27 protein-coding genes are annotated in these 26,681 nt (G+C 66.7%); 17 read left to right on the top strand and 10 right to left on the bottom strand.

What is annotated here, in order from left to right; genetic code table 11:
- The first annotated feature begins 44 nt into the window (after positions 1–44).
- Positions 45–1,355, top strand: a complete 1,311-nt coding sequence (gene hflX, locus KZ498_RS12615) for a GTPase HflX (RefSeq protein ID WP_312619250.1) — start codon at positions 45–47, stop codon at positions 1,353–1,355.
- A 7-nt stretch (positions 1,356–1,362) separates the two neighbouring features.
- Here the strand turns inward: hflX and KZ498_RS12610 are convergent, their stop codons facing one another.
- Genes KZ498_RS12610 through KZ498_RS12600 form a run of 3 tightly spaced genes read right to left on the bottom strand, consistent with a single transcriptional unit; the run spans position 1,363 to position 4,084 of the window.
- Positions 1,363–2,799, bottom strand: a complete 1,437-nt coding sequence (locus tag KZ498_RS12610) for an NAD(P)H-hydrate dehydratase (RefSeq protein WP_312619249.1) — start codon at positions 2,797–2,799, stop codon at positions 1,363–1,365.
- A 46-nt stretch (positions 2,800–2,845) separates the two neighbouring features.
- Positions 2,846–3,121: an acylphosphatase gene (locus KZ498_RS12605; protein ID WP_312619248.1), complete on the bottom strand. Its 276-nt coding sequence runs from the start codon at positions 3,119–3,121 to the stop codon at positions 2,846–2,848.
- Positions 3,122–3,175: 54 nt separating this feature from the next.
- Positions 3,176–4,084 (bottom strand): DNA glycosylase, encoded by a 909-nt coding sequence (locus KZ498_RS12600; protein ID WP_312619247.1) that lies wholly within the window; start codon positions 4,082–4,084, stop codon positions 3,176–3,178.
- A 251-nt stretch (positions 4,085–4,335) separates the two neighbouring features.
- On the opposite strand from KZ498_RS12600, the gene KZ498_RS12595 reads away from it, so the two are divergent.
- Complete coding sequence (locus KZ498_RS12595) at positions 4,336–4,797, top strand: DUF555 domain-containing protein (protein WP_312619246.1); 462 nt, start codon at positions 4,336–4,338, stop codon at positions 4,795–4,797.
- A gap of 136 nt (positions 4,798–4,933) precedes the next feature.
- Here KZ498_RS12595 and KZ498_RS12590 read toward each other — a convergent pair whose 3' ends face one another.
- The gene (locus KZ498_RS12590; RefSeq protein WP_312619245.1) at positions 4,934–5,170 is read right to left on the bottom strand and encodes a UPF0058 family protein; all 237 of its coding nucleotides are present in this window, start codon (positions 5,168–5,170) and stop codon (positions 4,934–4,936) included.
- Between the two features lie 284 nt (positions 5,171–5,454).
- Between KZ498_RS12590 and KZ498_RS12585 the strand changes: the two genes are divergently transcribed.
- From KZ498_RS12585 to KZ498_RS12545, 9 genes are all read left to right on the top strand, one after another.
- Positions 5,455–6,288 carry a VOC family protein gene (locus KZ498_RS12585; protein ID WP_312619244.1) on the top strand — a complete coding sequence of 278 codons (834 nt, stop codon included), beginning with the start codon at positions 5,455–5,457 and terminating at the stop codon, positions 6,286–6,288.
- A gap of 166 nt (positions 6,289–6,454) precedes the next feature.
- The gene (locus KZ498_RS12580; protein ID WP_312619242.1) at positions 6,455–7,093 is read left to right on the top strand and encodes a dienelactone hydrolase family protein; all 639 of its coding nucleotides are present in this window, start codon (positions 6,455–6,457) and stop codon (positions 7,091–7,093) included.
- A gap of 108 nt (positions 7,094–7,201) precedes the next feature.
- Positions 7,202–8,317, top strand: a complete 1,116-nt coding sequence (locus KZ498_RS12575) for a DUF3179 domain-containing protein (RefSeq protein WP_396276122.1) — start codon at positions 7,202–7,204, stop codon at positions 8,315–8,317.
- The gene (locus KZ498_RS12570) at positions 8,307–8,909 is read left to right on the top strand and encodes a hypothetical protein (RefSeq protein ID WP_312619240.1); all 603 of its coding nucleotides are present in this window, start codon (positions 8,307–8,309) and stop codon (positions 8,907–8,909) included. Before KZ498_RS12575 ends, KZ498_RS12570 begins: the two co-directional genes overlap by 11 nt.
- Before the next feature lie 132 nt (positions 8,910–9,041).
- Entirely contained in the window at positions 9,042–10,226 is a 1,185-nt protein-coding gene (locus KZ498_RS12565) for a VWA domain-containing protein (protein ID WP_312619239.1), read from the top strand.
- Between the two features lie 56 nt (positions 10,227–10,282).
- Positions 10,283–11,521 carry an FHA domain-containing serine/threonine-protein kinase gene (locus KZ498_RS12560; protein WP_312619238.1) on the top strand — a complete coding sequence of 413 codons (1,239 nt, stop codon included), beginning with the start codon at positions 10,283–10,285 and terminating at the stop codon, positions 11,519–11,521.
- Positions 11,518–12,693, top strand: coding sequence for a protein phosphatase 2C domain-containing protein (locus tag KZ498_RS12555; RefSeq protein WP_312619237.1), 1,176 nt, complete (start codon positions 11,518–11,520; stop codon positions 12,691–12,693). Before KZ498_RS12560 ends, KZ498_RS12555 begins: the two co-directional genes overlap by 4 nt.
- 60 nt (positions 12,694–12,753) lie before the next feature.
- On the top strand, positions 12,754–13,761 hold the full coding sequence (locus KZ498_RS12550; RefSeq protein WP_312619235.1) for a double zinc ribbon domain-containing protein: 1,008 nt from the start codon (positions 12,754–12,756) through the stop codon (positions 13,759–13,761).
- A gap of 40 nt (positions 13,762–13,801) precedes the next feature.
- Positions 13,802–15,004 (top strand): zinc ribbon domain-containing protein, encoded by a 1,203-nt coding sequence (locus tag KZ498_RS12545; RefSeq protein WP_312619234.1) that lies wholly within the window; start codon positions 13,802–13,804, stop codon positions 15,002–15,004.
- A 5-nt stretch (positions 15,005–15,009) separates the two neighbouring features.
- Here KZ498_RS12545 and KZ498_RS12540 read toward each other — a convergent pair whose 3' ends face one another.
- The 4 genes from KZ498_RS12540 to KZ498_RS12525 are packed head-to-tail and all read right to left on the bottom strand — an operon-like array spanning position 15,010 to position 19,076.
- Positions 15,010–15,558 carry a hypothetical protein gene (locus KZ498_RS12540; protein ID WP_312619233.1) on the bottom strand — a complete coding sequence of 183 codons (549 nt, stop codon included), beginning with the start codon at positions 15,556–15,558 and terminating at the stop codon, positions 15,010–15,012.
- Positions 15,559–15,581: 23 nt separating this feature from the next.
- Positions 15,582–17,270 (bottom strand): b(o/a)3-type cytochrome-c oxidase subunit 1, encoded by a 1,689-nt coding sequence (locus KZ498_RS12535; protein WP_312619232.1) that lies wholly within the window; start codon positions 17,268–17,270, stop codon positions 15,582–15,584.
- Positions 17,270–17,842 carry a cytochrome c oxidase subunit II gene (locus tag KZ498_RS12530; protein ID WP_312619231.1) on the bottom strand — a complete coding sequence of 191 codons (573 nt, stop codon included), beginning with the start codon at positions 17,840–17,842 and terminating at the stop codon, positions 17,270–17,272. The genes KZ498_RS12535 and KZ498_RS12530 overlap by 1 nt, the downstream gene beginning before the upstream one ends.
- Before the next feature lie 4 nt (positions 17,843–17,846).
- Positions 17,847–19,076: a halocyanin domain-containing protein gene (locus KZ498_RS12525; protein WP_312619230.1), complete on the bottom strand. Its 1,230-nt coding sequence runs from the start codon at positions 19,074–19,076 to the stop codon at positions 17,847–17,849.
- A gap of 167 nt (positions 19,077–19,243) precedes the next feature.
- On the opposite strand from KZ498_RS12525, the gene KZ498_RS12520 reads away from it, so the two are divergent.
- The 6 genes from KZ498_RS12520 to KZ498_RS12495 all read left to right on the top strand — a co-directional run bounded on the left by KZ498_RS12520 (position 19,244) and on the right by KZ498_RS12495 (position 24,263).
- Positions 19,244–19,420, top strand: coding sequence for a hypothetical protein (locus KZ498_RS12520; protein ID WP_312619229.1), 177 nt, complete (start codon positions 19,244–19,246; stop codon positions 19,418–19,420).
- A 1-nt stretch (position 19,421) separates the two neighbouring features.
- Positions 19,422–20,195: a sulfite exporter TauE/SafE family protein gene (locus KZ498_RS12515; protein WP_312619228.1), complete on the top strand. Its 774-nt coding sequence runs from the start codon at positions 19,422–19,424 to the stop codon at positions 20,193–20,195.
- Positions 20,192–22,573 (top strand): cation-translocating P-type ATPase, encoded by a 2,382-nt coding sequence (locus KZ498_RS12510; RefSeq protein ID WP_312619227.1) that lies wholly within the window; start codon positions 20,192–20,194, stop codon positions 22,571–22,573. Before KZ498_RS12515 ends, KZ498_RS12510 begins: the two co-directional genes overlap by 4 nt.
- Before the next feature lie 113 nt (positions 22,574–22,686).
- Positions 22,687–22,857 (top strand): hypothetical protein, encoded by a 171-nt coding sequence (locus KZ498_RS12505; RefSeq protein WP_312619226.1) that lies wholly within the window; start codon positions 22,687–22,689, stop codon positions 22,855–22,857.
- Positions 22,858–23,216: 359 nt separating this feature from the next.
- Entirely contained in the window at positions 23,217–23,528 is a 312-nt protein-coding gene (locus KZ498_RS12500) for a hypothetical protein (RefSeq protein ID WP_312619224.1), read from the top strand.
- A 273-nt stretch (positions 23,529–23,801) separates the two neighbouring features.
- Positions 23,802–24,263, top strand: a complete 462-nt coding sequence (locus KZ498_RS12495) for an SRPBCC family protein (RefSeq protein WP_312619223.1) — start codon at positions 23,802–23,804, stop codon at positions 24,261–24,263.
- A gap of 2 nt (positions 24,264–24,265) precedes the next feature.
- Here the strand turns inward: KZ498_RS12495 and KZ498_RS12490 are convergent, their stop codons facing one another.
- Positions 24,266–26,023 (bottom strand): MutS-related protein, encoded by a 1,758-nt coding sequence (locus tag KZ498_RS12490; RefSeq protein WP_312619222.1) that lies wholly within the window; start codon positions 26,021–26,023, stop codon positions 24,266–24,268.
- 35 nt (positions 26,024–26,058) lie between these two features.
- A complete protein-coding gene (locus tag KZ498_RS12485; protein ID WP_312619221.1) occupies positions 26,059–26,667 on the bottom strand; it encodes a zinc ribbon domain-containing protein in 609 nt (202 codons plus the stop codon).
- Positions 26,668–26,681: the final 14 nt, after the last annotated feature.

Genomic DNA, 26,681 nt, shown 5'->3' with positions numbered 1-26,681 from the left:
CCGCCCGGGAGGTTAAATAATCGGACACCGTAGATTTCTAACGAGTGACGGCGACACACACCACGGAACGGGCGGTCATTGCGAAGCGCGTCGACAGTGGCACGGCCGACACGGAGGAGATCCGTGACCTCGCTCGGGCGGCCGGCTACGATGTCGTCGACGAGGTGACACAGACCAGGACGGAGGACCCGGCGTACCACCTCGGCGAGGGGAAGGTGACGCGGTTGAGCAATGCGGTCGCCCGTGAAGGGGCCGCCGTCGTCATCTTCGACAACCAGCTCGGTCCGTACCAGACGTACAACATCGGGAACAAGCTCCCGGAACGGGTGCGTGTCATCGACCGCTTCCGGCTCATTCTGGAGATATTCGGCCAGCGGGCCCAGACCAGGAAGGCCCAGCTCCAGGTCGAACTCGCGGAACTGCGCTACGAACTCCCGCGGGCCGAGGCCAAGGCGAGCCTGGCCAAACGCGACGAGCGACCGGGGTTCATGGGCCTGGGCGAGTACGACGAGTCCCGCGAGGAGGACATCAAAAAGCAGATCTCCAACATCCGGGACGAACTGGACTCCATCGAGGAGACCGAGCGGCACCGTCGGGACCAGCGCCGGGAGTCCGGGTTCGACCTCGTCGCGCTGGCCGGCTACACCAACGCCGGGAAGTCGACGCTCCTGCGCCGTCTCGCCGACGACCTCGAGGTCGACGAGAACGACGATCTCCATCCCGACCTCGACACGACGGCCGAGAGCGAGGACCGCCTGTTCACGACGCTTGGCACGACCACGCGGCGTGCGAAGGTCGGCAAGCGCGAGGTGCTGGTCACCGACACTGTCGGGTTCATCCAGGACCTGCCCCACTGGCTCGTCGAGTCGTTCAAGTCGACGCTGGGGTCGGTGTACCACGCCGACCTCGTCTTGCTCGTCGTCGACGTCTCCGAATCCGTCGAGGCAATCCGGGAGAAACTGGTGACGAGCCACGACACCCTGTACGAGCGCAACGAGGCCCCCATCGTCACGGTGCTCAACAAGACCGACACGGTCGACGACGAGGAGGTCCGTCGCAAGAAAGACGCGCTCTCCTCGCTGGCCCCGAACCCCGTCGCCGTCAGCGCCAAGCAGGGGCTCAACATCGACGACCTGGCCGAGCGCATCGACCACGAACTGCCGGACTACGAGCGCGAACGGCTCGTGCTCCCGATGACCGACGACACGATGAGCCTCGTCTCGTGGATCCACGACCACGCCAGCGTCGAGACGGTCGATTACGGCGACCAGGTGGTCATCGAGTTCGAGGCGCGGCCGGCGGTCATCGAGCAGTCCCGGGCGAAAGCCGGGGACCTGGTCGGTGCGTCGGCCTGACTGTGGCCTACCCTTCTCGCTGCCACAGCACGCCCGGTATCTCTTCTAGCAGGTCTGTCGCCACCAGCCCGTAGCCGCGGTCCTCGACGACGCGGTCGCCGACCGTCCCGACAGTGTAGGCGGCGATGGCGGCGGCGTCGAATGGGTCCTGGACACAGGCGAGCGCGCCCGTCACGCCCGCGAGCACGTCGCCGGTTCCGCCGACTGTCATCCCCGGATTACCCGTCCGGCCGACGCGGGTCCGCTCGCCGTCGGAGACGATGTCGTAGGGGCCCTTGACCAGCAGCGTCTGGCCGACCTCCGAGGCGAAGGACTCGACGAGGTCCGCTCGCTCCCGCCAGTCCTCGGCGGTCTCTCCGCCCATACCGCGGAGTTCGCCCTGATGGGGCGTGCAGACGAGTTCGGCGTCTGTCTCGATGTCCGGAACCACAGACAGGGCGTCGGCGTCGACGACCGCCGTCCCCTCGAACCCTGACAGCAGGTCCGCGACCGCCTCCAGGGTCGCGTTTGCGCCCCCGAGCCCCGGTCCGACGACCAGCGTGTCGTGGTCCGCCGCCAGTTCGGCGAGGCGGTCGACGTGCGGTGGCGCGAGGTGGTCCCCGTCGAACGGCCTGAGGATGAGGTTCTCGCTGTAGGACTGTATCTCGCGCGCGACGACGGCCGGGCAGGCGACCCGGACGAGGTCGGCCCCGCCTCTGAGGGCGGCCTGGGCCGTGAGCGCCGGCGCACCGGTGTACGGGCCGCCGCCGACGACCAGTACTTCGCCGTTGTCGCCCTTGTGGCTCGCGGGGTCCCGTTCGAGGCGGGTGAGGTCGCCCCGTTCGATGAACAACTCCGCCGCGTCGGGGATGCCGATGTCGGCCACGGTGACTGGCACGTCGAGGTCCGGAAGACCGGGCTTGGTGTCGTGAAACGTGACGACGTGGTCGGCGTCGACGGCGGAGTCGGCCAGCTGCCCGGTCTCGGCGTCGAGGCCCGAGGGAACGTCCACTGAGAGGACGGTCCCGTCGCTCTCGTTCATCGCCGCCGCAGCCGTCGCCGCCGGTTCCCGGAGGTCGCCAGCGATACCGGTCCCCAGCATCGCGTCGACGACCACGTCGGGGGTTCCGAGGTCGACCGCTGTGGAATCTTTGACCGCCTCGGTCGGGTACTCGGCGTTCTGGAGGGCCTCCCAGTTCTCCCTGGCGATCGTCGTCGAGATGGCGTCGGGGCGACCCAGAAGCAGGATTCGGAGGTCGTAATCGTCGAGAAACCGGGCGGTAACGAGCGCGTCCCCGCCGTTGTTTCCCCGCCCAGCGACGACGGTGACCCGGTCGCCGGGGTCCGCGAGGGAACGGACCGCTCGGGCGACGGCGTGCCCGGACGACTCCATCAACTGTTTGCGCGGGACGCCGAGCGCGGCGGCGTTCTCATCGACCACACCCATTTCGGAGCCGGTGAGCATACCCGCGGGTTCGCCCGCCAGCGAGGTAACTCTACGGGACGGCGGCTTACCAGCGGACCTCGAAGCCGTCGATGCCCTCCGGGTCCTCGTCCTCGATTTCGAGGTCAGTCACGTTCGCACGTTCGCTCCCCTCCTGACAGAACTCGACCATCGCTTCCACGTCGGCTTCGGGGCCCTCGAACACCGCCTCGACGCGGCCGTCGTCGAGGTTGCGGACCCACCCGTCGACGCCCTGTTTTTGTGCGCGCTCCCGCGTGGTCGCTCTGTAATAGACGCCCTGAACACGACCGGAGACGAACACGTGCACTCGCCTGCGAGCCATAGCCGGGGGTTTGCCGGCCGAGCCCGTTATACTGTCGCCTCCCACGACGCCGTCTCAGTTCTCGTCGCTGCCCGTCCGGAGGTAGTGAAACAGATAGGTCTGCGTGTAGCCCGCGTACTCCCCACCGAGTGCGGCCCGGATGGCCCGCGAGGTGTCGGTGTAGTTCCCCCGTTCACACTCCGGGTAGTACTCCTCGATGGTCGTCCGAATCCAGGTGTCAAGCGGGACCGCTTCGAGGTAGCCAAGCGAGAACAGCAACACGCAGTCCGCGACCTTGTCGCCGACGCCGACGAACCGGGTGAGCGACTCCCTGGCGTCCTCGTAGCCGAGGCCGACGGCCGCTTCCGGGTCGGCCTCGCCGGTGGCGACCATCTCGGCGGTGCGCTGGACGTACGGGGCACGATAGCCCAGTCCGAGCTCCCGGAGCCGCTCCTCCGTCGTTTCGGCCAGGGCCGACGGCGTCGGATAGGCGCTGTAGGTCCGGCCGTCGAACTCGACTGTCTCGCCGAACGCGTCACGGAGCGCCTGCTGCATGCTGTGAATCCGGGCCACCCGCATCTGGGCCGAGCAGATGAACGAGACGAGCGCGCCGAAGGGCGGGTCCTGAACGAGTCGCATCCCCCAGAACGTCTCGTAGGCCGACTGGACCACGTCGTCGTCAGGTGCCGTCTCCCGGACTGCGGGGAGGTCGTCCGCAAGGCGGAGGAGCCGTTTGAGGTCCGCCTCGGCGTCGGTTGTGGCCTCCCATTCGAGGACGCCATCTCGCTGGCGGACGCGGATGACTGCCGGCGACCCGTCTCGTCGGACTGTGGTCCAGTACCACGCGTCGCCGCCGGTCTCTCCGTCGCGCTGGTACATCTCGCCGTCCGCCCGGTTCCAGAGGTAGGACTGACCGCTCTCGACAGTTGCCTGGAGGTCGATACCGCCGGCAAGCGACCCGACATCGATGACGCCCTGTTCCATTGTCGTATGATACGGACCAGGAGGTAATGGCGTTACGAGTTCCGTCCACGCCGCCTCGGGATGCATCCCGGGGAGCCAGAACTCACAGCTGGCTCACCTGTCACTGTTTTTTGTGGTCGTGACGTTCCGCGGCGCTCGGCTGTGTACCACTCGATTGCACACTCAGACCCTCTATACTCCGATATACGGGGAGTAACGCAAACGCTGTTTCAGGGCTAACCTTCATTATATTGGAAAACGAACATGCTAGTATGAATTGCCGAGTTGTCGTCGAGGCCGCAGTCCCAGTGTACGACGTGGCATCTGCGGACGAGGCAGTTCGCATCGCCATCTCGAAGACTGGGGAGATGCTGAACCCCGATCTCAACTACGTCGAGATCAACATGGGAGACCGGCACTGCCCGCACTGCGGTGAGACACTGGAACCCGCTTTTCTCGCTGCCGACGAGAGTCTCGTCGCACTCGAACTGGAGATGACCGTGTTCAACGTCGAACGGGACGAACACGCCGCCCGAATCGCCCGCAAGGAGATCGGGCAACGGCTCGAGAACATACCGCTTGACGTGCTCGAAATCGAGGAGATACCGGAGGAATCCGACGAGGATGCAGACACCGAGTCGAGCTCGACTGAGCCGACAGCCGAAACCGACGACCAGCCCGAGGACGAAGCGGATGACGTGTTACCCGAGTTCGAGGAGCTAATCGACGAGTAAGCGTGGGCAGCGGAGCAACGGGAACTGTATGCTCCACCCTCGACATCCGGCGATTCTGATACGAATTCGTCAGCCGTTATATGATTACTAACAGCAGCAATCTCGTGGAAACCGGTGAAGAAACTACGGACAACCGTTAATCCGCGGCGGCAGAAACAGGCTCTTTGGATTCGTTGGCCATCTCGGATGCAATACCGTCAGCAATCGCAAAGACAGCGGCCTTGTGGTCCGTCTTCGACTTGTGAATCGATGTCGGCTTGACGCCCAGTTCCTCGTATTCGTCGTGGTCCACTTCTGTCCCGGATTCTGCTTCGTAGTGGTTCTGTACCTGTGCAAGCAGGCCGTGAAGGTGGATGAGCTCCTGCTTTTTCATAGTCAACCCAAGGTAATAACTCGAAGGTTATAGTACTACTCTGATGAAGGTTAACACACGACTCTGCATTTACTACGTTATAGTTTATGATTATTTCGGGCTACGATCTACATTGTGTATATTTTACACTGAATTTTACGATATCTGTGGTGGGGCTGGCATGCAATATCAGGTGCCCCGGTCCAGTGACCAGTCGCGGACGGTCGCACAATACCGACTCGGTCTCATTGCTGACGACGGCGGCTGACAATCATGATTATGGGCTGGCTGCCCCCACTATCGGTATGGACAAACCGACTCTCCCGTCGGAAACTGAAATCGGCCGGGTAGCCCTGACTGTTGCTGATCCGCCACCGGTTGTCGATTTCTACCGTGATGTTGTGGGACTGGCGGTCCTGGATTCGGGCGACGGCCGGACGATACTCGGTGCGGGTGGACAGGCGCTACTGGTCCTGAACCACCGGCCGGATGCACCAGCGAGGGACTCCGCGGGGACCGGGCTGTACCACGTCGCGTTTCGCGTCCCCTCGCGAGCGGCACTGGGTGATGCACTCCGCCGAATCGACTCGGAGTGGACTCTCTCAGGTGCGTCGGACCACGGCGTCAGCGAGGCGCTGTACCTGTCGGACCCGGCCGGTAACGGCGTTGAGATCTATCGGGACTTTCCGCGGGCGTCGTGGAACGAGACACCGTCCGGACACGTCGAGATGGTGACCGAACCCCTCGATACCCAGGCGGTTGCGTCTGCTGCGGGCGGCGAACAGTCGATGCCCGCCGAGTCCGACATCGGACACGTGCATCTGGAAGTCTCGTCAGTCGAGACGGCCCGGTCCTTCTACGTCGATGCGCTCGGACTGCGAGTCAGGGCCACGTACGACGGCGCGGTGTTTCTGGCGGCCGGAGACTACCACCACCACGTCGGGGCCAACGTCTGGCAGGGGCGGTCCAAGCCCCATCACGGACAGGGTCTGGCGTGGTTCGAGGTCCGGCTCCCGGACGACGCGACTCTAGACGCGACACGCGAGCGCCTCCGTCGGTCCGGCTACGCCGTCTCAGAAACCGACACTGGTCTCACAGTGCACGACGGTGACGACATCGAACTCCGACTGCGGACCTGAGCACGGGACGTTTCGGCCTACTAACCGATGTGCCAAGTCAAGTGTCTTCGCGCGCTATCTGGGGCATGCACGCGACACGGTGGCTGGCTTTCGAAGCCGGACGCATGGGAACCGAAACCGACCGCGCGGCGTCGACCGGACGCAGCCGACACCCGGGAGGAGAGCGATGAGCGGCCCCCATCAGGGCCAACAGCTCGTGACCGCGGGAACCACGCTGTCGGAGGCCAACGCGGCGGCGGTGCTGATTCACGGCCGGGGCGCGACTGCCCGGAGCATCGTCCAGATGGGGGCGGAGTTCCAGCAGGACGGCCTGGCCTTGCTGGCTCCCCAGGCCGCGCGGAACACCTGGTACCCCAACTCCTTCCTCGCGCCGGTCGACCAGAACGAACCCGGGCGGACGTCGGGACTGCAGGCCGTCGCGGACGCCGTCATGGAGGCCGAGGAGGCCGGGATTCCGACCGACCGCGTGCTCGTGCTTGGCTTTTCTCAGGGGGCCTGTCTCGCGAGCGAGTTCGTCGCTCGCACCCCCCAGCGCTACGGCGGCCTCGTGGCTCTCAGTGGCGGCCTCATCGGCGAGACCATCGACGAAAGCGAGTACGGAGGCGACATCGAGGAGACGCCGGTGTTTCTGGGCTGTAGCGACGTCGACCCCCACATCCCCGAAGAGCGCGTCCACGTCACCGCCAGGGTCTTCGAGCAACTGAACGGGGACGTGGAGGAACGTATCTACGAGGGGATGGGACACGGCGTGAACGAGGACGAACTGGCGTACGTCTCGTCGCTGGTGGCTGATATCGTCAGCTAGGCGGCTCGACTGCTAGCCCGTTTACCGATATTGCACCGCTGAGTGGACGAACAGGGAGTTACCGCGCCCTCACCGCGAGACTTAGTGGTTAGGAAACTCACAGGTAGTATGGACCTTTCCCGCCGACAGCTTCTCGCGACGTTCGGCGCCGGTATGACACTCGGCGGTGCAGGCTGCGTGGGAGACGACAGCTCGAATACTGGATCTGGTTCGGCAGCCGGGTCCGGTACTGGACGCGACACGGTGTCGACAGCGACCGAAGGACGCGACGGGCCAGAGCCACCGACAGCCGACAGCCGACTGTATCTGGACTACGATATCGGGACGCTCGAAGAGAACGTCGTCAGCGGCGGCGTTCCCAAGGACGGGATTCCGGCCATCGACGACCCGACGTTCGCGGACACGCCCCCGGACGGGCTGGCTCCGGACGACCCGGTGTTCGGTGTGGTCCGTGACGGGGAAGCGAAAGCGTACCCACAGTACATCCTCGTCCACCACGAGATCGTCAACGACGCCATCGCCGGCGACCCCGTCGCCGTTACATACTGCCCGCTGACGGGCACGGCACAGGGATTCGAGCGCGGCCCGGTGGAGTTCGGCGTCTCAGGTCGACTGGTGAACTCGAACCTGACGATGTACGACCGGGGCACCGACAGCTGGTGGCCACAGATGCTGGCGACGGCAATTAAGGGCCCACTGACGGGCGAGTCCCTGCGGGAGTTCCGGGTCACCTGGACCACGTGGGCCCGCTGGGCAGACACGTATCCGGAAACAACGGTTTTGACCGAGGAAACCGGCTTCTCCCGGCGCTACGGTGTCGACCTCTACGGTCAGTACAACGAGAAGCGGGGCTACTATTCGAGCAGTCGGACGCTGTTCGAGCCGTTGCAGGGAGACAGCCGCGCACACCCGAAGGCCGTCGTCATCGGGACCCGGACGGCGTCGGGGGCAGTGGCCTTCGACAAGGAGACTCTGCTGAATCAGCGCGTGCTGACCGGCCCCATTGAGGACACTTCCTACGTCGCCGTCGCCGACAGCGACCTCGCAACGGGCTACGTGTACGCGAATCCGGAGTCAGCAGCCGTCGAGGCGTCGGACGACGGCTACACGCTCGACGGGACGACGTACGCTGCCGATTCCCTTCCGCTTGAGCGCTCGCTGTCTTTCGACGCGATGTGGTTCGCATGGGCCGGCTTCTATCCGGGGAGTGCGTATGTCAGCTGACAGTGCGGCCGACAGGGCAGGTGTGACTGCCAGCATCGAACGCTTGCTTCGGAACACTGCGGTTGCGATCCGGGGAGCGCTCACTCGCCGCGACGGACGAGTTACCCTGGGCGGTTCGGGACTCGCCTACTTCCTGTTGTATCTCGTCGGCCTCAGACATCTCGGCTTCGGCCAATCCGGCTACGAGGTGTCTGTCGTCAGTAACCCGCTCACCCGTGCGTTCCGGCAGGTCGGGCCGTTTCAGTGGGAACCGATTGCGCTGGTGGTCGTCGGCCCGGTCGAACTGCTCGTCGCGCCGCTGAACATGCTTCTCGGGGGCGTCCTGGCATTGTTGGTCGGACTCAATCTCGCTGTCTCCGTCGTCGCCTGGCGCGGCCCGTCGGCCTGCCGTCTCGGTCCGGGCGCTGGGACCGCGGCGGGACTGCCGGGACTGCTCTCCGGGTTTGCCTGCTGTGGTCCAACAATCCTGCTCGTTGTCGGCGTCCAGGCGAGTGCCGGCATCCTGGCGCTGTTCCAGTGGCTGCTCCCGATCACTGTCGTGGCACTGCTCGCAACCCTCCTGTGGGTCGGCAGTCGAGTCGAGGCGGCGTGACAGGCGAAGTAGATAGTTCCTACTGACGGGTGTCGGACGGTAGTCGCTGTCTACCGGGACGGGCGGTGGCTGACACTTTCTCCCCTCCATCCGGGGAAACACATAATTACTCCGTACGACCCAACTACGGGTATGACCGCTACTGTCGTGAGCGAGGTCAACCGACCATACGTGCCGACGGGCGGAGCGAAACTGACCGCTGAAATCGAAGTCGAGCCCGGACGGCTGGAGGAACAATCCACGCGACAGATCGCCCTCTGTATCGACGCCAGCGGGTCGATGGCCGGCGACGACATCGAACAGGCACGCGCCGGCGCCGAGTGGGTGTTCGGCCTGCTCGACGAGGAGGACTACATCTCGATCATCGCCTTCGACAACGAGGTCACGACGGTGCTCGAGCCGACGCGGTGGGGGGCCATCTCGCGCGAAACAGCGGTGGACGCGGTTGCTGACATCTCCGCCGGCGGCGGCACCGACATGTACAGCGGCCTGCTGGAGGCGAAGGCATCGCTGCAGGATTTACCGAGCGACGACACCACGGCCAGGCGGGTCCTGCTCCTCTCTGACGGGAAGGACAACTCCCACGACCCGGACGCGTTCGACACGCTGGCCCGCGAAATCGACAGCGAGGGCATCAGAATCAAGGCGGCAGGCATCGGGAGCGACTACCGCGAGGAAACCATCCGGACGCTCGGCACCGCCGCTCGCGGCGAGTGGACCCATCTGGACGCCGCCGGTGACATCGAGTCGTTCTTCGGCGACGCAGTCGAGGCGGCCGGCACGGTCGTCGCCCCCGACGCCCGACTCGAACTCGACGTGGCCGACGGCGTCGAGGTCAGCGAGGTGTACCGCTCGCTCCCACAGACCCAGTCCGTGTCCCCCGCGTGGGAGGAAAATGCGGCCGTCGTGCCGTTGCCGGACCTGCTCGACCGGGAGACCCAGCGGGTCGTGCTGAAGATTCACGCTCCGGCCCACGACTCCGCGGACTCGGTGTCTCTTGCGGATGTCACGCTGGCCGCCGGCGGCGAGACGACCCGTGAGTCCATCACCGTCGACTACACCGACGACGCGGGGAAACTGGCCGAGCACAACGAGCAGGTCGACGTGGACCACCGACAGACCGTCATCAAGACGGAACTCGGCAAGGGCAACGTCGCCGAGGCACAGACGCAACTGGAGCGGATGACGCGCATCCACGGCGAGGACGCCGAGGCGGTCCAGTCAGCCGAGCGGGAGACAGAGATTGTGATGGAAGGCGGCCGCAAGGAGCAAAACAGGGCGACGAAGGTCGTCACTGACGAGGGAATCCAGAAGTGACCCCGCCAACCACCGGTGTCGGTATAGTCGCTGTACCCTGGAGAAACGATTGATTCATGACCTGGGAACCTGAGAGCGGCGACGTCATCGCCGGCCGGTACGAGTTCGATGAGTTCCTCGGCAAGGGCGGGTTCGCCAAGGCGTTCCGTGCCACAGACCTCGAGACGGGCGAGTCAGTCGCTGTCAAGTACCCCAACTACACCGAATCCCAGAACGACCCCGATATCATCGAGGAGTACTTCAACAAGGAGGTCAGCTCACTGGAGCGCATCCGTCGGGCCGGCGGCCACGAGAACGTGATGGACTACTACGACCAGGTCACGGAGCGTGACGTTCCGTTTCTGGTCGTCCAGCTCGTCGTCGACGGAATCGAACTCGACGGGGTCATCGACCGGCACGGCCCGATCGACGACACCGAGCAGGTCCGCCAGATCGGCATCGACCTCTCCGACGCGATGGGGTTTCTCCACGAGAACGAGATCGTCTACCGGGACCTGAAACCGGAGAACGTGATGCTCACACCCGACATCACGCCCACGCTGATCGATTTCAACACGGCGACGGGCTTCGATGCCACCGGTGACCCCACCTCCGGGAACACCGGGACGACGATTCTGGGGCCGTTCAAGCCCCGGGAGGTCGCCGAGGCCAGCCGGACAGACGTTCGGCAGGGCCCGTGGTCGGACGTGTATTCCATCGGAAAGATACTCCTGTTCCTGCTCAAGGGAAGCGTCCCGAAGAAAGACGGCGTGAACCCCCAGGCGTTCGGGGCCGACTGCGACGACTACCTGGCCGAAATCGTCGAACGTGCTACGCAGACGCATTATCGGGACCGGTACCGGAACGCGACGGTCCTCAAGGAGGTCCTCGAACGGCGAGACCCCACGCCGCCCGCGACGGCGTCGGTGACGTACATCCAGGCGGACCGGCAGTTCACCGTCGAGCCGGGCGACACTATCGGGCGAGAGGGCGCGAGTGGCCCCCCGGCGTCGATAACAATCGACGACCCGAAGGGGGAGTACATCTCGTCGGTCCAGGTGCAGTTCGACATCGAGGACGGTGACTGGTCCCTCCACGACCGGAGCCTAAACGGCACGTTCGTCCAGAAAGGGGCCGGCTGGCAGCGGGTCCTCTCAGCGCCCGGACGCGAGCGCCTGCGCTCCGAAGGCGAGGACCCGACCGACAGACACGGTAACATACCACCCGAGTCGGTCACACTCACTGACGGCGACCTGGTGTCGCTGGTCCATCCGACCTACGGGGTCACGTTCGAGTTCTATCCGGAGGAGTCATGAGATACAGCACGCACTACGACATCGGCGACAGGAAGCGAGGACAGGGAATCAACGAGGACAGCGTCTCACTGACGGTGTTCGAAGAGGGCCACCGTGACGGCTATCGCGGGCAGGACTGGCCAGAGCCGCCGACCCACTCCACAGCGGCCGATGACGGAGCGGCGGACCCGACAGACGGGCCATCCGATACCCGCACCGGGGACGACGAGGCCGACGCGTCGGACGACGCCGACACCAGTCGGCCGATGAACCGCTCGGCCGGCGTGTTCGTGGTCGCAGACGGTGCCGGGGGGCACGACGCCGGCGACATCGCGTCGTACATCACGACGACTGTCGTGGCCGAACAGCTCGCCCCCGTGGCGATACGAGCGGCCCGGAGCTACCCCGGCGGATTCGACGTGGATGTGGCCCGTGGCGTCCTCCCCGACCCGCCCGGTGAGCGGGAACTCGAAGCCGCTGTGGCCGAGGCGGTTACGACGGCCCACCGCGAGATTATCCGGTACGCCGACGAGACCGGAACCCAGTCCTACACGACGGTCGTCGCGGGGATCTACGCCGACGGGAAGCTCCACTACGGCTGGGTCGGTGACAGCCGGGCCTACGTCGTCAACGGGACCCGCGAGACGATTTCGCCGCTGACCCGTGACCACGCCGTCGTCCAGGAGTGGGTCGACAGCGACGAAATCGACCCCGTCGCGGCACACGTCCATCCGAACGGGAACGAAATCACACGCGCGCTGGGGGGGTCCGGCTACGAGGACCCAGAGGAGGCGACCGTCGAGGTGGACACGCGGACGGTCAGACTGTTCGCGGAAGACACGGTGCTGGCGACCAGCGACGGGCTCGTCGACGCACAGACCGACGCACCGGACCTGTACGAGGAGTACGTCGAAGCGGACCACGCCGACGCGGTGGCCGAGCGTATCCGCGAACGGGTCGTCACCGACGAGGAGATCCGGGACGCAGTCCTCGATGCACCGTCCCTCGACGCAGCGAGTCAGGCGCTCGTGTCGCTGGCAAACGACCGCGGCGGGAAAGACAATATCTCGGTGCTCCTGTTCGCCGACAGTGCGCTCCCGGAAACGCCGGAAAGCGGCGGAATGCCGGTTCGAAACGTCGATCCGGATATGGACATCTCGGACCGTGAGACGGTGATTATGACAGACGAATAAGGAGAAAGTTTTGCGGGGTAAGCGTTTTATTTCTTCGCTCTATACGTGCTAACGAAATACATGCCCGAACCCGACCGCACGGTAAACTGTCCCATCTGCGACGAGGCTTTCGACCCGACAGTCGCCGGCGGGTGGTGCACGAACCCGGACTGTGGTGAGTGGCAACACACCGACGACGCTGGCGCTGATTCCGATACCGACGACGCGGTTCCGGACGACGGCGACCTGATAGCGGAAGGCACGGCGGAGGGGTCTGTGGCGGAAAGCGACGAAGTCGACACCCCGGATGGGCACGCTGGTGACCACGGTGGTGACGACGAGGCTCCACTGGAGGAAGCCCCAGTGCGCGAAACCCCGGATACTGGGGGAGTCGAGGACGGAGACGAGTCCGGCGGTGATTCCGACGAGCGCGACGAACCGTCCGACGAGCGCGACGAAACCCCGGACGTGGACGACGACGCGGCGACGATTACCTGCCCGGACTGCGACCGCGCACTCGACGCCGACGCGAACTTCTGTGTCGACTGCGGTGCCGACGTGGGGGACATCACGCCGGGAGACGAGGGGGCGCTCGACGCGTGCCCGTCCTGTGACACCGCCGTCGATGACGAGGCCAGTTTCTGTGTCAACTGCGGGGAGAACCTGGACGCCCACCGCAACGGAACCGCTGGGGCGACAGCCAGCTCGGAGCCGGAATCGTCGTCTGCCGACGCGACGGCGACCGCTGACGCGCTCGCCTCACAGTCCACCGACGACGCGACGGTCCCGGACAGACTCGTCCTCTCGGTCGAGGGGCGCGACATCACGGTCGAAGACGGGGACCGCATCGGTCGGGAGATCCGGGCGGCGCTACTGGACGCCGGACGGCCGGAAGACGAAGCGGTTCGGATCCACCGCGAACACGTCCGGTTCGACCGCCAACCGGAGGGGTATTATCTGGTCGACCTCGGGGATAACCCGACGCGGCTGAACGGGACCCCGCTGAAGAAGGGCGACCGGGAACTGGTCGAGCCGGGCGACGAGCTCGAACTGTCGGGCGTCGTCACAGTGACCATTCAGGCGGCGTAACCACCCACAGTTAAGCGGTCGGTCGGGAAACACCAGGCTGATGGAGCGTGGTCGACTGGGGTCGGAACTCCGCGAGTCCGCCGCACTACTGCGAACCGAAACCTGGCTGTTCGTCGGCGTGGCTCTGGCAGGGGTCGCCTACGGCGGCTGGGTACTTGCGACGGGAATGCTACTGGAGCAGTTTTCGGGGCTCGAACGTACTGTTCTCGTGGCCACCGACGGGAGCATCGTCTCCGTGCGGACCGTTCTCGCCGCCGGCACCTGGCTCGTCGTCCCGTCGCTGGCTACCGCCGCGTTCGTCAACCGACGGCTTCGGAACCGCTACGGCAACCTCATCGACGCGTATCGGCTGGACCATCCGAGCCTGTTGCTGGCTCTGCCCGGGTGTGTACTCGGCGGTTGCCTGCTGGGCAGCCTCACGTTCGGGCAGCGACCGTCGCTCACGGTGGTTGCACTGTTCGGGACAGCGCATCTGGTCGTCCGGACCGTCGCTTACGGGCACCGCGTGTACACGTTCTCGGCCCCGCCACTCCTGTCCGTGCTGACGTTTGTGAGTGCGGTTTCCCTCGGCGTCGGTTGGCTGACCGCCGCACCCGGCGCGTCGTCGACGCTGTCCCCGTGGCTGGCGCGGGCCGGCGTCGGTCCCGTGGCCGAGACGGCACTCACACTGACGAACGTCCGACCGTCGCAAGCCACACCCTTCTTCATCGCCGTCCCCGGCGTGCTGGCGAGCGTGTACCTCCTTTGCCAACTGCTTGCCGGGACTGTCGTCAGAATCCGCGCACCGCTTGCGAACCCACAGCGCCGTCCGGACCAGCGGTTCCCTATCATGCCACCGGTCGGCGGTCCCCAAACCGGCGGCGAGAGCGGGGTCGCCCAACGGGATGTGGACGCTGAACCGGCGTCCACGGAACAGACCGGGACCGACACCGAAGCTGCCGACCGCGAGGCGGAGTCACCGGGACACACCGGGACGCGAGTGTTCTCGCCCGAGGAGGTCCCACAGGCCCGCGAATCGGCACAGTCCCCGGACGGTGACGGTTCGGGGACAGCGACTGCGGACAGCGATACAGAACCGGAGACATCCGGAACGGAGGCGGCTGACGAGGCGTGGATGGACGATACAGCCGTCTTCACGCCGGGCGCACGGGACGCCGGGCAGTCGTACTGCGGCGAGTGCGGCGAATCGCTCCCGCCCGACGCTGACACCTGCCCGTCCTGTGGCGACCCCGTCGACGAGTGAGGTGGTCAGCGGTTCGAAACGGGGATGTCACCGAGGGCAACGGTGTACTGCGTCGATTGTGTCGCCGCACCGTCCGGATACACGGACACCGTTACAGAGACCGTGTCCGGTCGTTCGCCGGGGGGAAGCAGCCACGACTTGGCCACGTCACCAGTTTGTCCCACTGGGAGCTGTCCAGTGCTTGCGGCTCCGTCGATTGTCTCCCCGCTGCGGGTGGTGACGCTGTCGAGACGAACCGACGCGGTCTCCGACCCGGTGTTCGTCACGTTCACTGCAATCGTGAACCGCCACCCCTCGTCAGCGGTGACGACAGACGCCGACTCGATACGGGCCGAGACTGCCGAGGGTTCGAGAATCGGGTCCCCGACGCCAGCACCGGCCTGCTCCGGCGTCGGCGTTTCAGGGACCGCCTCGCCCCCGGGGTCTCCCGTCAGGTGATGCCCCATCATACTCCCGAAGGTAACGACTTCGATGAGGATCGGCAGGCCGATTCCGACGATGATGAGTAGTCGTAGCAGCGTTTTCTGCTCCGGACCGTCGACGTCTTCGAACATGATGAGAGAGTAGTGAAGTGGTGTTAGACCGGAATCGGCGGACTGCCGGGCGCGAACAGTCCGTCAGCCACCATGCTGGCCAGTGGCGGACCGTACGCGATGACGATGAGCAGCAGAGCAATCGCCGTCCAGAGCTTGTAGTTGTCCAGGATGCGCGGGCTGTGGTCCGCGCCGGACAGCGGCTCCGGGATGTTGCTGTTGACCGATAGCGTGCCGCCGCGTCGAGCGAGCAGGGTGTCCGCCATGACGATGAGGAACATCGCCGCGCCGACGAACAGTAGGAAGCCGCCGATGGCGATCTGGAGCCGCATTTCGCCGACGGTTCCCGCGACGCCCTCGAACGCGAACTCGTCGTACGTGGGTTCGGCGGTCCGTCGTGGGATGCCGGCAAGTCCGGCACGGTGCATGGCGTTCGACATCACCGCCATGCCCACGAACCAGACGTAGGGCTGGAGTACAGCCATACTCCGCTGTCGGAGTTTCTTGCCGGTTATCTGTGGGACCAGCCAGTAGCTGATCGCCATCGCCGTCAGCGCGAACGCAGTCCCGACGGTGAGATGGAAGTGGCCGGGGACCCAGATGGTGTTGTGGATGAGGTAGTTGATGTTCATCCCGGCGTTGATCATGCCCGAGAAGCCCCCGGCGGCGAACATCAGGCCGGCGAGCATACAGCCGGAGAAGGCCGGTTTGTCCCAGGGCAGGTCCCGGAGCCAGGAGAGGTAACCGCTCGCACCCCGCTGGCGAGCCCCGTGCTCGACCGAGGCGACCACGGTGAACGCGGTCAACAGCGAGGGCAACAGCAGGAACATCGTGTTCGTCATCGCGATGAACTTGTAGCCCGACGGGATGCCGGGGTCGGTGTACTGGTGGTGGAAGCCGACCGGGGTCGACAGCAGCAGGAACGCGACGAACACGACGCGGGCCAGTGGGTCGCTGAACAGCCGGCCGCCGGCCAGCTTCGGCAGGATAGTGTACCAGACGAGGTACGCCGGCATGAGCCAGAAGTACACGACCGGGTGGCCGAAGTACCAGAACAGCGTCCGGGTCAGCAGCGGGTCGACGTTCTGGATGAGACCCAGCGACCACGGGATGAGGAAGACGACGACTTCGACGGCGACGCCTATGGTTGAAATGTACCACATTAGCATCGTCGTCAGGACCATGAACGTCTGCAGCGGAATACGCTCATCGGGGTTGTCCGAGCGCCAGTCCCACAGGGTCTTGAAGTACGCCAGGCCGGCTATCCACGACCCGACGATGATGAGCGCCGCACCGAGGTAGAACGCCGGGTGCGCCTTCATCGGGGCGTAGAAGGTAAACAGCACGTCCGCTTCGAGGTCGTGGCCGAGAATCGTCGGCGAGCCGACGATGCCGCCGATGATGGACACGGCCGCGAGCACCGTTCCCGTGACCATCAGCCAGAAGGCCGACCAGGCGATGCGCTGTGGCAGTTCCCGTTCGAGACTGTTCGTGACGGCCCACGCGAACAGTCCCGCGATGAAGAACGTGGTAAACACGAGCGCCAGCAGGACGCCGTGCCCTGTCAGGATCGTGTAGTAGTCAGCTGAACTGACGAAGCCCCGGAACACGCCCGTGCGATGGAGCGCCTGGACGACGCCGAACAGCGCGCCGATTCCAAGCGCGATAAAGGAGACGAGGAACTCGCTACGGACGAGTTTCGAGGTTTTCGGATAGGAGTCGACGAACACCATTACTGATCCGCCTCCTCTTGAGCCTGTGCGTCATCTGCGGACTGGTCGATGTTCTCTTGCTGCATATCGTACTCCTCCGGTGGGACGACTTCGACGGAGCCACCCATCGTGTGATGGGCCGCACCACAATACTCGTGACAGATAAGCCCGTAGCTACCGGGTTCGTTGAACCGCGCCGAGACTTCCGAGACCTGTCCCGGGATCACCATCGTGTTGATGTTGGTCTCGACCACGGAGAAACCGTGGACCACGTCTGCACTGGTCACTCTGAACGTGACGTTCGCACCCGCGGGGACACGGATAGGGGTGTCTCCGGTTCCGGGAACGAACTGGAACTGCCGGGCGACGACGTACACGACGTACTGGTCGTCGCCCTCCTTGACGACACCGGGGTCGTCGAACTGGGTTCCGGTGTCGCCGTTCTGCACCGCTTGCGCGCTGATCTGTCCGCCCGAATCGTCGACCATCCCGACGCCAACGCCGACCGACCCGTACGCGATGGTGGCGATGAAACCGACGATGAGCAGTATCGCTGCACCGAGCCAAAGCTTTTCGAATCTATGAACCTGCATGATATCACCCGATTATTGAGACGCGGCCCAGGAACTCGACGAAGTACATGAACACCCACAGCAGGCCGATCAGCACGAAGTAGAAGGCGACCAGCGCCGCCGTTCCCTTCGGGTCGTACTCGTCGTGGCCCAGTTCGACAGCCGGTTCCGTTTCAGCGGCCTCTTCGACCGGTTCCGGTCCGGTCGCCCGCTGTAGCTCGCCACCGCCACTCGTCTGTGGAGGGCGTCCGTTCTGGCGGCGTCGCATCGCGACTGCGAAAAGCAGCGGCGAGAAGAACGCCAGCAGGACCGAGCCCGAAAGGAGCCACTGCGGGCCGGACAGTTCGATACCGCCACTACCGTCCTGTCCGCTGCCGCCGCCACTGCCGCCACCAAGTGGGCCACCGACGACCACAGCGCCTTTCATCCCGAGTGACTCGTGGGGCGTACAGACGTACTTGTACACGCCCATCTCTTCGAACGTGTGGCTGTAGGTGGTCCCTGCTTCGCTGACCGGGTCACCGGAGTTAAGCGGCCCGTCGCCGTCCGAGACGACGTTGTGGCCGCCGCCCTCCCCGGTCCAGGACCACGTCACCTCGGTTCCGGGCGTCACCCGGACCGCCGGTGGGTCGAAGGCGAACGCGCCGTTGTTGCCCTGTGAGCCGACCGATATCTCGACGCTGTCGGCGTCGGTTCTGTCGACCGTGGTTCCGTCGTAGTTCGAGACGTCGTCGAACCAGCCGCCGTAGTCCGGGTTCGCCGGCGGGCCTTGCTGCTGTTGGCCGCCGGAGCCACTGCCGCCGGAGCTACCGCCGCCGGGCCGGACGACGACCGCGCCTTTCATCCCGAGCGCCTCGTGGGGGACACAGACGTACTTGAAGATACCCTCAGACTCGAAGGTGTGGCTGTAGGTCGTTCCGGCTTCGCTGACCGCCCCCCCGGAGTCGAGCGGACCGTCGCCGTCCGAGACGACGTTGTGGCCGCCGCCCTCCCCGGTCCACTCCCAGACGACTTCCGTGCCAGGACTGACCATCACCGCGGCCGGGTCGAAGGCGAACGCGCCGTTGTTGCCCTGTGCGCCGACAGTAATCGTAACGGTGTCCTGGCCTCGCTGGTCGACAGTGCCGTCGTAGTTCGAGACGTCGTCGAACCAGCCGCCGTAGTCCGGTTCCTCCTGTGCTGTCGCCGTGCCGGTCGCGGCCAGTGCTGCTGTCCCGGCTGCGGCACCGACGAACTGTCGCCGACTCAGCGCCATCGTCGCACCCCCATCGCGATGTGCGAATCCGGCACCCGACTACCTCTAGCTTCGTGCCATACCATATCTGGAGGAATAGCATATCACATAAAAAAACCCCTGATGGTGTTTTCAGTCGGCAGGAACGACCCGTTTATTTTTATAACCCCTCTAACGTACGGCCAGGTATGTCTGCGTCAAGCCCTCGAATCGTCACGTTGCTGGTGTTGCTCGGGCTCGCGCCGGTCGCGTACTACATGCAGGGAACCGGGCGCTCCATCGTTGCGCTCTCGCTCGTCAGCGTCGTCATCATCGCTGCGAGCCTGTTCTGGATGACGAAACCAACGGAGTCGAAAACCGTCTGATATGCCCTTCGGGACGGCGGGGCTGAGTTCCGGTGAGACGGCCGGTCTCGCGGCGTTCGTCGGGCTGGGGCTCGTCGGAAGCGTCCACTGCCTCGGCATGTGCGGGCCGTTGGTCACTACCTACGCCGACAGACTCGACGACGGCGGGCCGGTGTCCGGCCACGAGATACGCCAGCATGCGCTGTTTAACGCCGGCCGGACGCTGAGCTACGCACTCGTCGGGACAGTCCTTGGCGCTGCCGGCGGTGTTCTGTACGACGTCGCCGGGCTAGCTCGGCTCGGGACCGCCGTCCGGGGAGCCGTCGGGGTTTTCGTCGGCCTCGCTATCATCACCGTCGGCCTCGGGTATCTCTCGCGTGGCCGTGCCGTCGACGTGGCCCGGTCGCTGCCGCTGGTCGGGACCCTGTTCCAGCGCCTCTCCGCGTCGCTCGTCGAGCGGGTCGACCGGTGGGTCGACGGTCCGGGGATGGTCGGGCTGGGCGCGATGCACGGGCTGCTCCCCTGTCCGCTGCTGTACCCGGCGTTCCTGTACGCCTTCGCCACGGGCTCTGCGTTCACCGGCGGGCTCTCGCTGGCCGCGCTCGGCCTCGGGACGTTCCCGCTGGTGTTCGCCTACGGGACCGCCTTCGGAACGCTGTCGCCGGGCCATCGCGCGACGCTGCACCGGGCGCTCGGCGTCGTCTTCATCGCGCTCGCGCTCGTCCCGCTGTCGAACGGGCTGGCGGCGTTCGGCATCGCCATCCCGAAACCACCCCTGCCGATGCCCTGGACATGACCCACTGCACGCTCTGTGACCTGTCGGTCGAGACGCCGGTCACCGACGACGCGGTCGAGGGGACGTTCTGCTGTCGCGGCTGTCTGGAAGTCGCGCGGACGCTCGACGACCCGGCGGCGGAGACCCGCGACGCAGCCGACACCGGACCCGACCCCGATGACGCCGACGGCGAGACTGCCTTCCTCTCCGTCGAGGGAATGCACTGTGCGACCTGCGAGACGTTCCTGGAGGCGCGGGCCACCGACCACGACGGCGTCACCGCCGCGGCCGCAAGCTATCCGACGGGGACGATGAAGCTCACCTACGACGACGACGCGCTCTCGGAGTCGGACCTCAGGGACGCGGTCGCCGGCACCGGCTACGACGCCAGTCTGCAGGCGACGGAGACCGACGACGAGTACGAACTCGAGGGGCGGCTCATCGTCGGCGGCTTCTTCGGGATGATGACGATGCTGTGGTACATCCTCTTTCTCTATCCCGCCTACCTCGGCGTCGACCAGTCCCTGTTGCTGTTCGACCCGGCAGGGCAGGCGGGGGACTACCTGCTGTGGAACATGGCCGTCATGACCAGCGTCGTGGTCGGCTACACCGGGTGGCCGCTGCTTCGCGGGGCGTACGTCAGCCTCCGTGCCGGCCGCCCGAACATGGACTTGCTGGTGGCGATGGCCGCTGTGACCGCCTTCCTGTACAGCGTCGTCGCCGTGGTTCTGGGTCAAACGGAGGTGTACTTCGACGTCGCGACGGTCATCGTCATGGCCGTCTCGGTCGGCGACTACTACCAGGACCGGGTCCGGCGGGCCGCGTTAGACCGCCTCACGGAGTTCACGACACAGCGGGCCGACAGTGCCCGGCGACGCACCGATGGGGGCCACGAGGAGGTCGACGTGGCGGCGCTGTCGGCCGGCGACGAAGTCGTGGTCCGCTCCGGCGAGCGGGTTCCCGTCGACGGGACCGTCGTCGAGGGGACCGCGGCCGTCGACGAGTCGCTCGTGACCGGCGAGTCGCTGGCCGTCCGGAAGGCGGACGGCGCCGAGGTCATCGGGGGGTCGCTGGTCACGCAGGGCGGTGTCGTCGCCCGTGTCGGACCGAACGCCGAGAGCACCGTCGACCGGCTCACGAACCTGCTGTGGGAGGTCCAGAGCACGCGGGGCGGCGTCCAGCGGCTGGTCGACCGCATCGCCGCCGTCTTCGTCCCGCTGGTGGTCGTCCTGGCTGTTCTCGCCGCCGGCGGGCACCTCGTCGCCGGCGCGACGCCGACCGACGCGATGCTCACCGGGCTGGCGGTGCTCGTGGTCTCCTGTCCCTGCGCGCTGGGGCTGGCGACGCCGCTGGCGACCGCGGCCGGCATCCGTCGGGCACTGGACGGCGGGACCGTCGTCACCGGCGACGCGGTGTTCGAGACGGCGACCGACGCCGACGTGGTCGCGTTCGACAAGACCGGGACGCTGACGACCGGCGAGATGGAACTGCTGGAGCGGGCCGACGAGCAGGCGATGGCACGGGCGGCCGCCGTCGAGCAGTTCGCGGACCACCCCGTCGCCGAAGCGGTGACGGACGCCGTCCCGGTCCCCGACGCGGCCGTCTCCGGGTTCGAACAACACCCGGGCCAGGGCGTCAGCGCGACGGTCGACGGGGAACGGGTCGTCGTCGGGACCCGGGCCCTGTTCGACGACCTCGCTCTCGACGTGCCGACCGCCCTCCGGAGCCGGTGTGAACGCGCGACCGAGAACGGGCGGGTCCCGGCGCTGGTCGGCTGGGGCGGCGAGGCGCGGGACGTACTCGTCGCGGGCGACAGGCTCCGATCGCACTGGGAAGCGGTCGTCTCCACGCTCGCCCGTGACCGCGAGGTGGTCGTCATCACCGGCGACCGGCCCGAGGCGGCGACTCCGTTCGAACACCACGACGGCGTCGACGAGGTGTTCGCCGGGGTCCCGCCCGAGGCGAAGGCCGAAGTCGTCGACCGACTGCAGTCACGCAGGACCGTCGCGATGGTCGGCGACGGGAGCAACGACGCCCCGGCGCTGGCCGCTTCCGACGTCGGCATCGCTATGGCGTCGGGCACGTCACTGGCCGCCGATGCGGCCGACGCGGTCGTGACGACGGACGACCTGCGGGCCGTCCCTGACGTGTTCGCGGTGACGGCCGCAACCCGCACACGGGTCCGCCAGAACCTCGCGTGGGCGTTCTGTTACAACGCCGTGGCGCTCCCGCTGGCGCTGCTTGGGGTCCTGAACCCGCTGTTTGCGGCCCTGGCGATGACGGCCAGCAGCCTGCTCGTCGTGGGGAACTCCACGCGGACGCTGGCGGGCACGGCGGCACACGGCGACCCGGGCTCGGAGAACCCGGCCACGCCACAGCAACCAGCCGCGGCCGACTGACAGTACGCAATCGAATGCCGCAGATATCTGTCATTCGGTATCATGTCTGAAACAGATTTAATATATCACCGGTTCTGGTCAATTGTACGTCGCATTCACCGACGTGGTGACCCATGACCTACGCAATTCCCGTTCCCGCGCCAACGTCGTTCGCTCGCTGGCTGTACAGCGGGCGGTCGGCCATCGAACGTAGCCCCGACGCTACGGTCGAGTATGCGCCCCTTATTCGGGGACGGGCCGCCGCGGACACCCGCTCGGTGACGATTCCGTTCGTGGCACCGTAGACCGGTTCGCCGCCGTGGGACCGGCGTCCCACTCACGGACGCCGCACTGCGGCGGCGATTTGTTCGGGGCTCACTGTCAAGCGGCGGAACCGCTCCCCGTGGCTTGGCCTGCCGGTTCCGACCGGTCCACACCGCCCAGTGTGGCCCCTCGGCGCGTCTCCACTCGCCCGGAGCCCGTACTGTCTCACGTAGCGATATCGTCGTCCCGCTTTCGGGTTCCCCATCGCTTCGATGCGGGAATCCTGTACCGGTCCTGCCCGACCGGACGTCCGCTCCCCCACGCCTCGCGCAGTCCCCGTCCGACGCGACTCGACCGGCGAGTGCCCTCCCGGCCCGGTTCGACTCCGGCCGTCGGCGTTATGTCGCTGCAGGCGACCCCCCCGACCGAGGTATCGGCCGACGTATCACTGCGCGTCCCGCGTGGCGGGTCCGAGACCCTCGAAGCCGGTGTCGCCGGCGTGCTCGCCGCCGTCGACGGCGTCGAAGAGGTAGCCGTCGACCGTGTGACAAGCGTCCGGCCGACCTGGACCGACATCCGGGTCGACGCCGACGTGTCGCTGACCCTGCGGGTCGAGGACGAGCGAGACACCGCGGCCGGCCGCACCGAACTCCTGCAACAGGGGTTCGGCGTCATGGCGGTCAACCGCGTCGACGTGGCCGGTGACGCGTAAGCCCGTCTCCCGCGTCTCGTGCCTTCCCGAGGATACCAGCCGGAACCGGGTCCCCACCCGGCGCAGGTTCGACTCCTGCCGGGAAGCCCAACCCATGCGCAACATCTACCTCGCCACTGTCATCGACAGACGGCGACGCGACTCGAAGAGTCGAGAACAGTCACGCCGGACCTGGCGACTGTAGCCGCCGGGACCGGTCGCAGTAGGTCCCCGCCTCGGACCGCTCTGCCGTGTGGCCGAGCCTGTAAGATACTGGAGCGCAAAGCGCCACGTATGACGGTCCAGACGTCCGACGACCGCTGGCTCGATGCGCCGGTCGAGACGGTGTTCGCGTTCATGGACGAGCCGTCGAACCAGGCGGCCGTCACGCCGAGCCTGACCCGCGCCGAGCGCATCGAACGCTTGCCAAACAGCGGGAACCGCGCCGCCTACGAGTACGAGATGTTCGGAATCACTTTCGCCGGTGAGGTCCGCGCATCGACGTACGAGCCGCCCGAGCGCATCGTCTACGAGATGACCGGCGACCTGACGGGGCGTATCACCTGGCGGTTCGAGCCGGAGGGCGGCGGCACGCGGCTCACCTACGCGGCCGACTACGAGGTCCCGGGGCCGCTCCCGGAGTTCCTCCTCGCGCCGCTCATCAGGTGGTACAACCGCCGGGAGGTACGACAGCTCCTGGACAACGTCGCCGAGGCAGTCGAAGGGAAAAAGCAGGCCGTTGCCGGCACGGCGTAACGCTACTCGTCGGTCCAGAGCGCGTCCGAGAGCGTCCGCTGGACCGCTTCCTCGCCGACGGCCGTGGCGAGCGTCTCGAACCCGTTGCGCTCGACGGGGTCGGTCGCGTTCGCGACCAACCGGGAGACGATGAACTCCGGGGTGGACTTCCCGACAGTGCCAAAGCGGGGCTGATAGTCGACCTGCAGTTCGAGGTCCTGGTTCAGTCCCTCGGCGAAGATGCCGTCGGTTCGGGCCTCGGCGGGCAGCGGTTCGAGGTCGTCCGCGAGGTGGGTGACGAACACGCCCAGGGCGTCGCGGTCGACGGTCAGCGTCACGAGCCCGTGGAGGAGGTCGGCGGCGGAGCCGGGTTCGGTGATGGCCTCGAACTCGTCGACGAGCATCAGCGTCCGGTCGCTCTCGGTCAGCGGCGGCACGACCGAGCGCAGGGTCGATTCGAGGACGCCGGCGTTGAACGACGCGTGCCGGCGGTGGAACACGACGGTGTCGACGAGACTCACCTCGGCGGCCGCTGCTGGGACCGGGAGCCCCATCTGGGCGAGCAGCTGGACCTGACACAGCGTCTCCAGCAGGGTCGTCTTCCCGCCGGAGTTCGCGCCGGTCAGGACGGCCACGCGGTCGCCGCTCGGCGGTCTGTTCGGCCGGTCGAGATCAAGCGTGTGGTCCCCGATCGCGTAGGTGATCGGCTGGACGCTCTCTGCGTCCGCGATAGTGAGGTTCCGGGCCCGTTTCACCGCGATGGTCTTGCGGCCCTCGACGAACGCCGGCCGAGTCAGGTCGAACGCGATGGCAAAGCGGGCAAACGACACCGAGAACGCGATGTCGTCCACCGCCTCGACGGCGGCGTCGATGTCCTCTCGGGCGTCCGCGAGGTCGTCTTCCAGCCGGTCGGCGACAGCCTGCTCGCGGTCCCGGACGTCGCTACGGAGCGTACTCCGGAGTTCCCGGAGCGCCACGTCGACGAAGTCACGCGCGTCGGTGGCCCCGCCGGGCATCGCGTCGCGGACTCTGGCGGCGTCGATGCCCGTCTCGCCCGTGACGTGTCGGACGAGCGCGTCCTGGAACTCGTCGGGCCGGCGCGCGCCGTCCTGTACGGCTTCGACGACCTCCATCGAGGCGGCCGCGAGGTCCTCGATTTGCCCCAGCTGGTCGCGCAGGCGGTCGAGCTTCTCGTCGGCCCCCTCGCCGACGGACTCGCCGTCGCCAGCGAGGCCGGCGAGCGCTGCCCGACCGGCCGCCAGTGTCTCGCCGTCGAGGGCCGCAAGCGGCTCGAACACGCCGCGTTCGATACCGGTGTCACGAAGTGCGAGCGCCACGTCGACCGCGGCCAGTTCGCCCCCGTCGGCGTCGTAGGCCTCGAACGCGCCGAGGACGGCCCGCTGGTCCCCTTCGGAGAGCTCGGCCCACGTATCCCGCGCTTCGAGCACGTCGTCCAGCCGCTCGTCCATCGCCTCGCGGGTCGGCAGCGGCGTCAGCACCCGGATGCTGTCGGCGGCGTCAGCCGTGACCGCGTACTCCTCGGCGAGGTCGAGCAGTTCCTTGTACACGTCGCGGGTGTCCCTGGTGGCGAGCAGGTCCATCGACTCGGCCCCGGTGGCTCGCCGGAGAATGCGCGTCGCTCGCCCCCGAGAGAGGCCGGCCGTGGTTAGCGCGCGCGTGTCCGCCGACTCGATGGCTTCGATGGCCCGCTCGACGCCCAGCTCCTCCGTCAGCAACTCGGACGTCTTCGGGCCGATGCCCCAGTACTCCTCCAGTCGCATGCACGGGTGGAGAACGGCGGCCCGCTTAGGCGTTTTCAGTTCCCGGGCTCGTCGTCGTCGATACCGAACCGCTCGTGCAGCGGCCCCGGCTCGCCGCGGGCCTGCCTGTCTGCCCGGCGGGCCGCGCGACGCGCGACGAGCGCCCCCAGCGCGGCCGGAATCGCCAGTGCGACCGACACGAGCGCGGTCCCCTCGGAGACGACTGACGGCCCATCCGACAGGAGCACTTCGTAGCCGACCGCGAGCACGACCACGGCCACGCCGGCGACGACGAGATAGAGCCCGCGAGCCAGCACCTCGCTGGGGTTGCGCAGTCGCGAGAGGTAGGCCGCCGGGCCGAGCCACCCCGAAAGCAGAACGCCGACGGCCATCGTCAGCGACAGGTCGCCGACGAGGATGACGACGGCGTACAGGATGAGGGGCGCGATGGCGACGCCGAGCGAGAGCCCAGTGAGCGTGACGGCCCACGTCGGCGCACCGGCATCCATCGACGCCAGCGTCTCGGTTAGCCGCTCGTCCAGCAACTCGGCCTGTTCGTCGGTGAGTAGCGACGCGTCGCAGTGCGGACAGGCCATCGCCGTCGGCTCTATCACCTCGCCACACTCCGGGCAGGCGGGGTCCGACGCCTCGCGCCACTCGGTCATAGCACCCGTTGACC

It is taken from the genome of Haloarcula sp. 1CSR25-25 (assembly GCF_032027985.1).
Lineage (GTDB): Archaea > Halobacteriota > Halobacteria > Halobacteriales > Haloarculaceae > Haloarcula.
This window is presented reverse-complemented; position numbering and strand designations above follow the sequence as displayed.

Bases quoted from the DNA above. Each gene is read 5' to 3' on its own strand.
- KZ498_RS12495 (WP_312619223.1), top strand. From the start codon at position 23,802: ATGACGGTCCAGACGTCCGACGACCGCTGGCTCGATGCGCCGGTCGAG.
- KZ498_RS12515 (WP_312619228.1), top strand. From the start codon at position 19,422: ATGCCCTTCGGGACGGCGGGGCTGAGTTCCGGTGAGACGGCCGGTCTC.
- KZ498_RS12500 (WP_312619224.1), top strand. From the start codon at position 23,217: ATGTCGCTGCAGGCGACCCCCCCGACCGAGGTATCGGCCGACGTATCA.
- KZ498_RS12575 (WP_396276122.1), top strand. From the start codon at position 7,202: ATGGACCTTTCCCGCCGACAGCTTCTCGCGACGTTCGGCGCCGGTATG.
- KZ498_RS12570 (WP_312619240.1), top strand. From the start codon at position 8,307: ATGTCAGCTGACAGTGCGGCCGACAGGGCAGGTGTGACTGCCAGCATC.
- KZ498_RS12550 (WP_312619235.1), top strand. From the start codon at position 12,754: ATGCCCGAACCCGACCGCACGGTAAACTGTCCCATCTGCGACGAGGCT.
- KZ498_RS12510 (WP_312619227.1), top strand. From the start codon at position 20,192: ATGACCCACTGCACGCTCTGTGACCTGTCGGTCGAGACGCCGGTCACC.
- KZ498_RS12585 (WP_312619244.1), top strand. From the start codon at position 5,455: ATGGACAAACCGACTCTCCCGTCGGAAACTGAAATCGGCCGGGTAGCC.
- KZ498_RS12555 (WP_312619237.1), top strand. From the start codon at position 11,518: ATGAGATACAGCACGCACTACGACATCGGCGACAGGAAGCGAGGACAG.
- KZ498_RS12560 (WP_312619238.1), top strand. From the start codon at position 10,283: ATGACCTGGGAACCTGAGAGCGGCGACGTCATCGCCGGCCGGTACGAG.
- KZ498_RS12565 (WP_312619239.1), top strand. From the start codon at position 9,042: ATGACCGCTACTGTCGTGAGCGAGGTCAACCGACCATACGTGCCGACG.
- KZ498_RS12540 (WP_312619233.1), bottom strand. From the start codon at position 15,558: ATGTTCGAAGACGTCGACGGTCCGGAGCAGAAAACGCTGCTACGACTA.
- KZ498_RS12485 (WP_312619221.1), bottom strand. From the start codon at position 26,667: ATGACCGAGTGGCGCGAGGCGTCGGACCCCGCCTGCCCGGAGTGTGGC.
- KZ498_RS12530 (WP_312619231.1), bottom strand. From the start codon at position 17,842: ATGCAGGTTCATAGATTCGAAAAGCTTTGGCTCGGTGCAGCGATACTG.
- KZ498_RS12580 (WP_312619242.1), top strand. From the start codon at position 6,455: ATGAGCGGCCCCCATCAGGGCCAACAGCTCGTGACCGCGGGAACCACG.
- KZ498_RS12590 (WP_312619245.1), bottom strand. From the start codon at position 5,170: ATGAAAAAGCAGGAGCTCATCCACCTTCACGGCCTGCTTGCACAGGTA.
- KZ498_RS12525 (WP_312619230.1), bottom strand. From the start codon at position 19,076: ATGGCGCTGAGTCGGCGACAGTTCGTCGGTGCCGCAGCCGGGACAGCA.
- KZ498_RS12520 (WP_312619229.1), top strand. From the start codon at position 19,244: ATGTCTGCGTCAAGCCCTCGAATCGTCACGTTGCTGGTGTTGCTCGGG.
- KZ498_RS12600 (WP_312619247.1), bottom strand. From the start codon at position 4,084: ATGGAACAGGGCGTCATCGATGTCGGGTCGCTTGCCGGCGGTATCGAC.
- KZ498_RS12535 (WP_312619232.1), bottom strand. From the start codon at position 17,270: ATGGTGTTCGTCGACTCCTATCCGAAAACCTCGAAACTCGTCCGTAGC.
- KZ498_RS12505 (WP_312619226.1), top strand. From the start codon at position 22,687: ATGACCTACGCAATTCCCGTTCCCGCGCCAACGTCGTTCGCTCGCTGG.
- KZ498_RS12610 (WP_312619249.1), bottom strand. From the start codon at position 2,799: ATGCTCACCGGCTCCGAAATGGGTGTGGTCGATGAGAACGCCGCCGCG.
- KZ498_RS12595 (WP_312619246.1), top strand. From the start codon at position 4,336: ATGAATTGCCGAGTTGTCGTCGAGGCCGCAGTCCCAGTGTACGACGTG.
- KZ498_RS12605 (WP_312619248.1), bottom strand. From the start codon at position 3,121: ATGGCTCGCAGGCGAGTGCACGTGTTCGTCTCCGGTCGTGTTCAGGGC.
- KZ498_RS12545 (WP_312619234.1), top strand. From the start codon at position 13,802: ATGGAGCGTGGTCGACTGGGGTCGGAACTCCGCGAGTCCGCCGCACTA.
- KZ498_RS12490 (WP_312619222.1), bottom strand. From the start codon at position 26,023: ATGCGACTGGAGGAGTACTGGGGCATCGGCCCGAAGACGTCCGAGTTG.